Source organism: Williamsia herbipolensis, assembly GCF_036153515.1.
GTDB classification, from domain to species: Bacteria; Actinomycetota; Actinomycetes; order Mycobacteriales; family Mycobacteriaceae; genus Williamsia_A; species Williamsia_A herbipolensis.
In genome coordinates this window covers 1,657,006-1,669,196 of record NZ_CP108021.1, presented here as the reverse complement: position 1 = coordinate 1,669,196, position 12,191 = coordinate 1,657,006, and the positions used below count along the sequence as shown (strand labels likewise).

Here is a 12,191-nt window from a genome sequence, read left to right as displayed (position 1 = left end):
CCAGCGACCCACACCACCCGTTAATGTGTCCCTACACCAAGCACGGTGACCGGGAATCAGGGGTTCAAGATGGCATTCGCAGCAGTTCGGTCGGGGGGAACGACCGTGGAGCACGATCTCGTCGAGGCGCGCGGCATCGCCCCCTCGGACCTGATCGGCACGGTTCGCCGAATCGCGGAGTCCGCGCCCAACCGGGTCGTGTGCCGTTACCACTACCGGTCGCTCAACTACCGGGAACTCGATGCCGCCATCGAACTGATGGTGCCGGTCACCCGTAGCCAGCAGATGGACGACCGCGCCGCCATCGTGGCCGCCGTCTTCGCCGGTATGCCCGCGTTGTCCACCGAGCGGGATCCCGCCACCGTCGCCTCCGTCGTCGACGGTACCTTCGCCCGCATCATGGCCGACCTCGCCGAACTCGAGATCGCCGCCGCCGCAACCCCCGTCCGCACCATGCGGACGAGTGAGATCGACCTGCGGGGGATCGCCAGCCGGCTCACCGGAGCCTGAGCGCCCGGCCCTGTCACGACCCCGGTCCGGGGTCGGCACCACTCCATCGCTCGTTCATGCTCGTGTAACATCGGAAGTCGTTTTGCCATCGTGAATTCTGGCATGACGACCCGCGATGACAGCTCGAGAAGTCGGCGAAATCGCCCGTCCACGTCAGGCGTGTCACCACGCCCGGCGAGGTGCGTTGGTGAAACCATCGTGAGGTGATGCGGATGACAGTCCGCAGTCATCGCCGGTGGATGTCACGGCGGCCTTCAGACGGGATCGGAGCACGAGAATCTTGGTTGCGGGTGGCTCCGACGGTCGGGCGCAGATGCCGGCAGGCGCGTTCGAGCTCTCGGCGGCCCAGCGGGGGATCTGGTTCGCCCAGCAGGCACTCGGTTCCATCCCGATCAACATCGCCGAATACGTCGATCTCGTCGGGCCGGTCGACGCCGAGGCCCTGACCGCGGCGTCGAACGCCGCCGGCCGCGAGGCCGGATCCGGGTTCCTCCGCCTCGTCGACACCGGCGACGTGCCGATGCAGGTCGTCGAGGCCGACCACGACGACTCGATCTCCCGTCTCGACTTCTCCGACCAACCCGACGCCGTCGAGCGTGCACTGGAATGGATGCGCGCGGAGTACAGCCGTCCCATCGACGTCCTCACCGACCGCCTGACCGTCAGCGCCCTCATCCGCGTCGGACCCGATCGGCACTTCTGGTACTGGCGCGCCCATCACATCGCCACCGACGGGTTCGGCGCCACCGCGATGCTGGCCCGGGTCGCCGCCATCTACACCGCACGTCTGGGCGGCGACGAGCCCCCGACCTGGCGGGGAGCGTCGCTGACCGACCTCGTCGAGGGGGAGCGCACCTACCGCGACTCCACGCGGTTCGAGAACGATCGTGCCTACTGGGCCGAACGCAACGCGGGACTCCCCGGCGCCGTGTCGCTCGCGGCGCGTCGTGAACCGCCCGGCGCGTTCTCCCGCCTGGCCTCGGTCGAGCTCCGCGGCCGCGTCGGTGAGCTGGTCGACGCCGCCGCCGCGGAGTCCTCGGGGAGCGCGGCGCCGGCCGTCATCGCCGCGTTCGCGACCTACCTGTCGCGGATGACCGACATCGACGACGTGGTCCTCAGCCTGCCGGTGTCGGCCCGGAACACCGCGAAGTTGCGGTCGGCGGCGGGCATGGTCTCCAACGTGGTCCCGCTGCGCGTCGGGGTGTCCGACGACATGGCGATCGGTCGGTTGATCACCGACGCCCAGACCGCGCTGACCGGCGCACTGCGCCGCCAGCTGTATCGCCACGAGGACATGCGCCGCGACATCGGTCAGGGCACCGGCGAACGCGGGCTCTTCGGACCGTCGGTCAACCTCATGATGTTCCAGTCCGAGGTGAACCTCGGCGAGACCGTCGGGCAGATGCACGTCCTCACGACCGGCCCCGTGGAGGACCTCGCGGTCAACATCTACCCCGGCGCCGACGGGAACGCCCTGCGCCTCGACCTCGAGGCCAACCCCCGCCTGTACTCCGACGACGACCTGCGACGGCATCTCGACCGCTTCGTCGACCTCGTCGAGCGGATGCTCGGGAGCGACCGTACGACGCCGCTCGGCGAGATCACCGTCGGCTCGGCCGACGAGATCGCGATGATCACCGACGAATGGAACGCGACCGACCACCCGGTCGAGTCCGAGGTGCTCGGCGACATCTGGCGCCGTCAGGCGCGGGCCACCCCCGACGCGCCCGCCCTGCACTTCGGTGCGCAGACGCGGTCGTACGGCGAATTCGGCGCCGACGTCGCCCGCCTCGCCCGTCATCTGATCGCGCTGGGGATCGGCCCCGATCGCCATGTCGCGATCGCCATGCGCCGTTCGTTCGACCTCTTCGTCGCCGTCCACGCGGTACTCGAGGCCGGCGGCGCGTATGTCCCGATCGATCTCGACAGCCCCGGTGGGCGCCAGGCCGCGGTCCTGCGCGGCAGTGCCGCACCGGTCGTGCTCACCACCCGCGCCGAGGGTTTCGTGGTCCCCGAGGGACTGCCCGAGACCCCGACCGTCGTCGAGGTCGATGCGGTGGACCTCGACGACCACGCCGACACACCGGTGTCGCCCGACGAGCGACACGGCACGCTGCACCCCGACAACACCGCCTACGTCATCTACACCTCCGGCTCCACCGGTGCGCCCAAGGGTGTCGCGGTGAGCCATCGGGCCATCGTCAACCGGCTGCGCTGGATGCAGGCGGAGTATCCCCTCGGCGGCGACGACGTCGTGCTGCACAAGACGCCGGTCACGTTCGACGTGTCGGTGTGGGAACTGTTGTGGGCCCTGCAGGTCGGCGCCTCGGTGGCGATCGCCGTGCCCGACGGGCACCGCGACCCCGAGTACCTCGCCGGCCTCATCGCCGACCGCGGCGTCACCGCGGTGCACTTCGTGCCCTCGATGCTGGCGTTGTTCGTCGAGTCGGCGCCTGCGCAGTCGTTGACGAGTCTGCGCGCGGTGTTCGCGAGCGGCGAGGCCCTGACGCCGTCGGTCGCCGGGCGTCTCGGGGCCATCACCGATGCCGCGCTGCACAACCTGTACGGCCCCACCGAGGCCGCCGTCGACGTCACCTACCACCGACACAGCGCCGACGACGTCGACTCGGTGCCCATCGGCCGACCTGTCTGGAACACACGGGTGTGGGTGCTCGACCGTGCGCTGCGCCCGGTGCCGGTGGGGGCGGTCGGGGAGCTGTATCTCGGTGGCGTGCAACTGGCCCGGGGATATGTCGGCGACCCGGTGCAGACCTCCGGACGGTTCGTGGCGTGTCCGTTCGAGCCGGGTCCCGCGCGGATGTATCGCACCGGCGACCTCGTCCGCTGGACACCCGACGGTTCACTGGACTACGTGGGGCGCAGCGACTTCCAGGTGAAGGTCCGCGGTCTGCGGATCGAGCTCGGCGAGATCGAGGCGGCCGTGCTCGGGGCCCCCGGGGTCCGCGAGACCGTCGTGACGGTCCACCAGAGCGCGCAGGGTCAACGGCTGGTCGCCTACGTGGTCCCCGCGGTGGGCCAGACCGTCGACACCGCGGCCGTCGTCGGAGCCGTGCGCGGCCGCGTTCCCGCCTACATGGTCCCCGACGCCGTCGTCACGCTCGAGGAGATGCCGCTGGGCACCAGCGGCAAGGTCGACCGGAAGGCGTTGCCCGAACCGGATTTCTCGGCGCACGCGGCGCCGTTCCGGGCACCGACCACCGATGTCGAGCGCGCCGTGGTGGGCCTCGTCGAGGACCTGCTCGGACGCGACGGTGTCGGCCTCGACGACTCGTTCTTCGGACTCGGCGGCGACAGCATCATGTCGATCCAGCTCGTCTCCCGTGCCCGTGCCGCCGGACTGCACTTCACCTCCCGACAGGTGTTCGAGCACAAGACGATCGGGGATCTCACCGCGGTCGTCCGCACCGACGACGACGCCGTCGCGGCCGTGGAACTGCCCGGTGGGGCGGTCGGTGAGGTCGACCTCACGCCCATCGTGCGGTCGATGACCGAGATCCCGGAATCGGTCGGCCCCTTCGCCCAGTCGGTCGAGGTGCCGCTGCCCGAGCCGTACGATCCCGACACCCTGCGGGTCGCGGTTAGCGCGGTCGTCGACCGTCACGACATCCTGCGCTCGCGGTTGTCGGTCGACGACGACGGGCGGTGGCACCACGTCGTCGACGAGGCGACCGCGCAGACCGACATGCCCGAGATCACCACCGTCGACGTGATGGCCGAGCCCGGCACCGTCGCGTTCGCCGCGGGCGTCGACGCCGCAGTCCGCGCGGCCACCGACTCCCTCGACCCGGAGGCCGGACGCGTCGCCCAGTTCGTCCTGATGCAGTCCCACACGGCCCAGTCGCTCGCGGCCGGATCCGACACCGGCGCACGGCGTCTGGTCATCGTGCTGCACCATCTCGTCGTGGACGGCGTGTCGTGGCGCATCCTGCTGCCCGACCTCGCGACCGCCTGGGCGCAGCACAGCGCGGGCGTCGCCGTCGACCTCGCGCCGGTGGGCACCTCGATGCGTCGGTGGGCACGGGGGATGACCGAACTGGCCGCGACGCCGGCGATCCGGTCCGAGCTCGCGCATTGGCGCGCGGTGACCGAGGGGCCCAACTCCGTTGCGCTGCCGCTCGATCCGCGACGTCACGTCGTCGCCACGCTGCAGCGCCGCGAACTCCACCTGACCCCGGAGCTGACCGAGACCCTGCTGACCCGGGTGCCCCAGGCCTTCCACGCCGGTGTGAACGACGGCCTGCTAGCGGCGCTGGCGCTGGCCGTCTCCGCGTGGCGGAGCCCCGATGCCGCCGCCGGGCGACGGTTCCTCGTGAGCATGGAGGCGCACGGCCGCGAGGAGGAGTTGCTGGCCGGCTCGGACCTGTCGCGCACCGTCGGGTGGTTCACCACCGTCTATCCCGTCGCGCTGGACCTCACCGGGATCGACGTCGCGGCCGCGCTCTCCGGCGGAGAGGCCGCCGGGGTGGCCGTCAAGACGGTCAAGGAACAGCTCGCCTCCGTCCCGCGCCGCGGCGTGGGGTACGGATTGCTGCGTCATCTCGACGTCGAGGGTGCGCAGGTGCTCGCCGAGGCGCCCGAGCCGTCGATCAGCGTCAACTACCTCGGCCGTCTCGCCGGAACGGGCGCGTCGGGCCCCTGGGTACCCGAGGGTGACCAGGCGCTGCGCGGCTGCCGCGGCGCGAATGTGCCCGTGCGCCATGCCCTCGACATCAACGCCTCGGTCGTCGAGACCGCTGCGGGACCCCAGCTGCACGCCACCCTCGACCACCCCGACGGTGTCCTCACCGACGAGGAGGCCGACGAGCTCGCCGACCTCTGGCACCGCGCACTCGAGGCCGTCGCACGCCACGCGGCGTCGGCCGACGCGGGCGGATTGACACCGTCGGACCTCGATCTCGTCTCGCTCACCCAGGCCGACGTCGACTCCGTCGAGGCGCGCTACGACGTCGTCGACGTGTGGCCGCTGGCCCCCCTGCAGACCGGACTGCTCTTCCACTCGGAGATGTCGGTCGGTTCGGTCGACTTGTACACCGCGCAGATGGTCCTCGATCTCTCCGGCGTCGACGTCGACCGGATGCGTCGCAGCGCGCAGGCTCTCGTCGATCGTCATCCCACTCTGCGCACGGGGTTCGTGACCGCCGCCGACGGGACCCCCGTCTCGGTGGTCTCCGCGTCGGCGCCCGTCGCGTTCGTGGTCCACCACCTCTCCGGCGCCGGAGACGACGCCCCCGCCCTTGCCGCCGAGATCGCGCACACCGATCGGGTCACCGCCTTCGACATGGCGGCGCCCCCACTGCTGCGCTTCGCCATGATCGCGTTCGGCGACAACCGTTTCCGCATGATCGCGACCAATCACCACATCCTGCTCGACGGCTGGTCGATGCCGGTGTTCATGGGCGACCTGTTCACCCTCTACGCCGCAGGCGGCGAGGCGAGGGCCCTTCCCGCACCACCGGCCTACCGGACCTACCTCTCGTGGCTGGCGGCGCAGGACACCGCGGCGTCGATCGCGGCGTGGTCGACCGCGCTCGGTGGGTTCGACGAACCGACACTGCTCGTCGGGGACGGCGACCGCGGCACGCACTCGACCGGCGTGTCGGAGGTCCCCGGTCAGATCGAGGTCCCCGGTCAGGTCGAGATCACGATCGCGGCGGAGGTGACCGAGCGTCTCACCGAGCACGCCCGCGAGACCGGCATCACCTTCAACACCATGCTGCAGGTGAGCTGGGCGATCGTCCTCGCCCGACTCGTGGGACGCGACGACATCGTGTTCGGCACCACGGTGTCCGGTCGCCCGCCCGAGGTGCCCGGCGTCGAGACGATGCTCGGACTGTTCATCAACACCGTGCCCGTGCGCGTCACGATGCACGACTCCGACGACGTCGCCGCCCTGTGCAAGCGGGTCGCCCACGAGCAGGCCGACCTCCTCGACCACCACACCGCCGGGCTCGCCGACATCACCGCCGCGGTCGATCTCGACGTCCTGTTCGACACGATGATGGTCTACGAGTCCTACCCGCTCGACCGTGAGGCACTGGCCGCCGCGGCATCGGTGGACGGGATGACCGTCACCGACGCCGACGTGGTCGACGCGACGCACTACCCGCTGACCGTCATCGCGATCACCGACCCGGACCTGCGGTTGTCGGTGAAGTACCTGCCGTCGATGGTCGACGCCGATCGTGCGGCCGAGATCCTCGCGATGCTCACCTCGGTGCTCGAGCAGATCGCGCACGACCGCGAGATGCGGGTGCTCGACGTCGACGTCCTCGACGCCGACACCCGCACCCGGCTCCTGCAGCAGGCCGGCAGCGTCGATCGTCTCCCGGCTCCCGCGCCGCCGCTGCCCGATCTGCTGGCCGCCGCGGCCTCCGCCGGTGGTGCGCGCGATGCCGTCGTGTCCCCGACGGGCTCGATCACCTACGCCGAGCTCGACCGCCGATCCGACGCGCTCGCGCGCCGTCTGATCGCGCAGGGCATCGGCACCGAACAGATCGTGGCCCTCGGCATGAACCGTTCGGTCGAGTTCGTCCTGGGACTGTGGGCTGTCGCGAAGACCGGCGCGGCGTACCTACCCGTCGACATGCGCTATCCGACAGCGCGTATCGAACACATGCTCACCGATTCCGGTGCGGTGTACGGCCTGTCGACCTCGTCGTGGCGCGACGTGCGCCCGACGACGGTGGAGTGGCTCGACATCGACGTCCCCGGCGTCACCGACGCGAGTGCGTCGGCACCGGTGCGCGATGCCGACCGTCTGCGTCCGGTGACGGTCGCGAACCTCGCCTACATGATCTACACGTCGGGCACGACCGGACTGCCGAAGGGTGTCGCGGTCACCCACGGTGGGCTCGCCGCGCTGATGGCCGAGCAGTCCGAACGTTTCGTCCTCACACCGTCGTCGCGCACCCTGCATTTCGCGTCGCCCAGCTTCGACGCATCGGTGCTGGAGATGCTGCTGGCCCTGGCACACGGGTCGACCATGGTGATCGCGCCCTCGGAGATCTACGGCGGCGAGGAGCTCCACGACCTGCTCGCCGACCACGGCGTCACCCACGGCTTCGTGACCCCGGCCGCGCTGGCGTCGGTCGACCCCGACGGCCTCGACGAGTTCGAGACCGTCGTCGTCGGCGGCGAGGCCTGCCCGCCGGAACTCGTGGCGCGCTGGGCTCCGGGTCGACGCATGTTCAACGGCTACGGCCCCACCGAGGCAACGTGTTTCGCCGACATCGCCGGACCCATGGAGCCCGGGCGCGACATCACCATCGGACGCCCCGTCCGCGGCCTCACCTCCCTCGTGCTCGACCGTCGCCTGCAGCCGGTCGCCGAGGGGGTCGACGGCGAGCTCTACCTCTCCGGTGCCGCCGTCGCGCGCGGTTACCATCGGCGACCGGGGCTGACCGCCGACCGGTTCGTCGCGAACCCGCACGGTGTCCCCGGCGATCGGATGTACCGCACCGGCGACGTCGTGCGCTGGGTCCGGACCGACTCCGGCCTCGAGGTGTTCTACGTCGGGCGTCGCGATTTCCAGGTCAAGATCCGCGGGTTCCGCATCGAACTGGGCGAGATCGACGCGGCGCTGGCCGCGCATCCCGACATCACGTTCGCCACCACCGTCGGCACCGCTCTGCCCTCGGGCGCGACCGCGCTCGTCACCTATGTCGTCCCCGCGGGCGACGCCGAGGGTGTCACCGCGGCCTCGCTGAAGGACTTCGTGGCCGGCCGGCTGGCGCCGCACATGGTGCCGTCGATCATCGTCACCCTCGACACCATCCCGCTCACCCGCACCGGCAAACTCGACCGCGCGGCACTGCCCGCACCCGACCTGACCGAGCTGGCCGCCGAATCCGTCGAGCCCCGAACCGATCTCGAGCGGACGCTGGCCGAGATCGTCGCCGACGTCGTCGGTCTGCCCGCGGTCGGTGTCACCGACTCCTTCTTCGACGTCGGCGGCAACTCGCTGCTGGCGACCAAGGCCGCCGCGCGGATCGGGTCGGCGGTCGGGCGCCGGGTCGCGGTCCGTGAACTGTTCGACCACCCGACCGTCGCGGCGCTCGCCGCGCACCTCGGGGACGACGGGTCCGCCGCGGAGTCCGCGGCACCGACCCCCCCGGGCCACGGAGACCTCCCGGCCCTGCGCCCCGGTCTCGCGGCATCGCGACCGGTCCTGTCCCCAACCCAGCAGCAGATGTGGCTGCTCAACCGGATCGACCCGCAGAGCGCGGCCTACAACATCGCCATGGTCGTGCACCTGCGCGGACCCCTCGACCGATCGGCGTTGGCCGCGGCCGCACGCGACGTCGTCGGACGGCACAGCACGCTGCGCACCATCTTCCCTGAGACCGCCACCGGGCCGTACCAGGACGTGCGCGACGCCGACGAGGTCGAGATCGACCTGACCCCCCAGCCGGTCACCGCCGACTCGGTCGAGGCCGCCGTCACCGGAGCCGCGACAACCGGATTCGATCTCACCCGCGAGTTCCCGGTGCGGTTCGCGCTGTTCGAGGTCGCGCCTCATGACGTCCACGTGGTCGTCGTCGTCCACCACATCAGCGCCGACGGCTCCTCGATGGCCCCACTCGCACGCGACGTGATGACCGCCTACGCCGCGCGCACCACCGGTGACGAGCCGGCCTGGGCGCATCTGCCGGTGCAGTATGTCGATTACGCGGCGTGGTTCCGCGCCACCCTCGGCGACGCCGGCGATCCCGGGTCGACGGCGGCACGCTCGATCGAGTTCTGGCGCGGCACCCTGGCGGGCAGCCCCGAGATCATCGACCTCCCGCTCGACCGCCCGCGGCCGCCGACGCGCAGCCTGCGCGGCGACATCGTGCACTTCGCGATCGACGAGACCACGTACCCCGAGGTCGCCGCGGTCGCCCGCGACACCGGCACATCGGTGTTCATGGTCGTCCACGCCGCTCTCACGGCGATGCTGGCGCGCACCACCGGCAGCGACGACGTGGTCATCGGAACCCCGGTCGCCGGCCGCGGTGTCCCCGAGATCGCCGACGTCGTCGGCGTCTTCGTCAACAGCGTGCCGCTGCGGGTCACCGTCGACGAGGCCGCGACGGTCGGGGACTTCCTCACCCGCGTCCGCACCGTCGACCTCGATGCGCTCGACCATGCCGATCTGCCCTTCGAGGCCGTCGTCGACGCGCTCGGTCGCCCTCGCACCGCCGCGTACTCCCCGGTCTTCCAGGTGCTGCTGTCGTTCCAGAACACCGAACCGGTGCGGTTCTCGCTCGCCGGTCTCGACGCCGAGATCAACGCCGACAGCCTCACCGGCACAGCGCAGTTCGACATCGCGGTCAACCTGTCCGAGGTCACGGCCGCCGACGGGTCGGGCGTGGTCGCCCTGGCCGGCTCGCTGACCTTCGCGACCGACCTGTTCGACCCGGCGACCGCTCGGACCCTCGCCGACCGGTTCACCTCGACCCTGCGGTCGATGATCGCCGACACCGGAGCGGCCGTCGCCGACATCGACATCTGGGGCGCGAGCGCACCCGCGATCGAGGCGTCCACCCCCGAGATCGCCCCTCCTGCACGGCCGGTCGCGGTCGCACCCGACCGCGACGACCTGCTCGACCTCATCGCTGCGGCGGCGGCGGCGCAACCGGACACGGTCGCGATCGACGTCGGATCGGGACAGGACCAGGACCGCTTCACCTTCGCCGACATCGCCGAGCGCCTCGTGCCGTTGGCGCCGATGGCGGCCGGCGGACTGAGCCCCGACGCGGTGCTGTCGGTGGCGCTGTCGACGATGATCCCGGCGGCCGCCGCTGCCGCCCCGGGATCCGGCGGCAGTCTCGTCGAGCTGATCGACGAGGTGCACACCGCCGCGCGCCGGGCCGCCGGTGACGTCGCGCCCGTGACCCCGGAGTCCACGTGGTCCCCGGACTCGTCGGACACGCTCGCGGAGATCTTCGCCGATCGCGTCCGGGAGACACCCGACGCGATCGCCCTGACCGTGGGTGCTCAGACCGTGGGTGTGCAGTCGCTCACCTACGCCGAGTTCTCGGCACGGTCGAATCGACTGGCGCGGCATCTGATCTCGATCGGCGTCGGCCCCGACGTCACCGTCGGACTCGCGATCGGTCGCAGTGTCGACCTGCTCGTGGGCATGTACGCCGTGGTCGCCGCCGGCGGTGCGTATGTCCCGATCGACCTCGAACACCCGCCGACCCGCATCGCCCACATCCTGCGCACCTCCCGTCCCGCGTGCGTGCTGACCGTGACCGGCGCACCGCTGCCCGCCGCCGCACTCGCCTCCGACGCCGACGCGCCGGGACCCGACATCCCCCAGATCGCGATCGACACACTCGATCTGGAACCGCTGTCGGCGACGCCGGTCACCGACACCGAGCGGACATCGCCGCTGCGCGCCGACAACATCGCGTATGTCATCTTCACCTCCGGTTCGACCGGCATGCCCAAGGGCGTGGCGGTCAGCCACCGTGCGATCGTCAACCGCCTGCGGTGGATGCAGGACCGCTACCGGCTGACCCCCGACGACGTCGTCGTGCAGAAGACCCCCGCGACCTTCGACGTGTCGGTGTGGGAGTTCTTCTGGCCGTTGCAGATCGGTGCGCGTCTCGTCGTCGCCGAACCCGGCGGCCACCGTGACGTCGCCTACCTGACCGGTCTGATCGCCGCCGAGTCGATCACCACCATCCACTTCGTGCCCTCGATGCTGGGTGTGTTCGTCACCGGGACCGACCCGACCGCGTTGGGATCGCTGCGTCTGGTCTTCACCAGCGGCGAGGCACTGGGCGCCGATGTCGCGCGCGCGATGAGCGAGGCCTCGTCCGCCGAGATCCACAACCTCTACGGTCCCACCGAGGCCGCCGTGGACGTCACCCACCACCAGTGGGTTCCCGCCGACGAGGTCACCGTCCCGATCGGCGTGCCCGTCGCCAACACCCGCGTCGCGGTTCTCGACCGTCGTCTGCGCCAGGTCCCCGCGGGGGTGGCCGGTGAGCTGTACCTGCTCGGCGTGCAGTTGGCGCGTGGGTATCTCGGCCGCGCCGACCTGTCCGCCGATCGGTTCCTGGCCGCGCCCGCCACGATCGCCGTGGCGCCCGGCGAGCGGATGTACCGCACCGGCGACCTGGTGCGGATGCGGTCCGACGGCGAGCTGGACTATCTGGGGCGCACCGACTTCCAGGTCAAACTGCACGGACTGCGCATCGAGCTCGGGGAGATCGAGACGGCGTTGACGGCGCTCGACACGGTCGCCTCCGCCGCTGTTCTCGTGGCCGAACACCGTGTCGGGGCCCGGCTCGTCGGCTACGTCGTCCCCGCCCCGGGCGCGGTCGTCGACGTCGAGGCGACGCGCGTCGCGTTGACGGCGGTGCTGCCGGAGTACATGGTCCCCGCGGTCCTCGTGTCCGTGCCCGAGATGCCGGTCAACGCCAACGGCAAGCTCGACCGGACGGCGCTCGCGCAGATCGAGGTCCCCGACACCGACGACGCCGAGTACGTGGCGCCGACCGACCCGGTGGAGGAGATCGTCGCCGGGCTGTTCGGCGACATGCTCGGCGTCGACCGCGTCAGCACCGTGCGCTCGTTCTTCGAACTGGGCGGCAACTCTCTGATGGCCGCGCAGCTCTCGGTCCGCGTCCACGACACCCTCGGCGTCGCGATCGGCATCCGCGACC

The 12,191-nt window shown here is 71.1% G+C and carries 2 protein-coding genes (1 of these 2 running past the window's edge); both read left to right on the top strand.

Features of this window, described 5'->3' with window-relative positions; all coding sequences use genetic code 11:
- Positions 1 to 105 precede the first annotated feature (105 nt).
- Complete coding sequence (locus tag OG579_RS07445) at positions 106 to 510, top strand: hypothetical protein (RefSeq protein WP_328858619.1); 405 nt, start codon at positions 106 to 108, stop codon at positions 508 to 510.
- 313 nt (positions 511 to 823) lie between these two features.
- Positions 824 to 12,191, top strand: the beginning of a protein-coding gene (locus OG579_RS07440) for a non-ribosomal peptide synthase/polyketide synthase (RefSeq protein ID WP_328858618.1). The gene runs 22,685 nt beyond the window's last position; only the first 11,368 of its 34,053 coding nucleotides appear in the window; its start codon is at positions 824 to 826; the stop codon falls past the right edge of the window.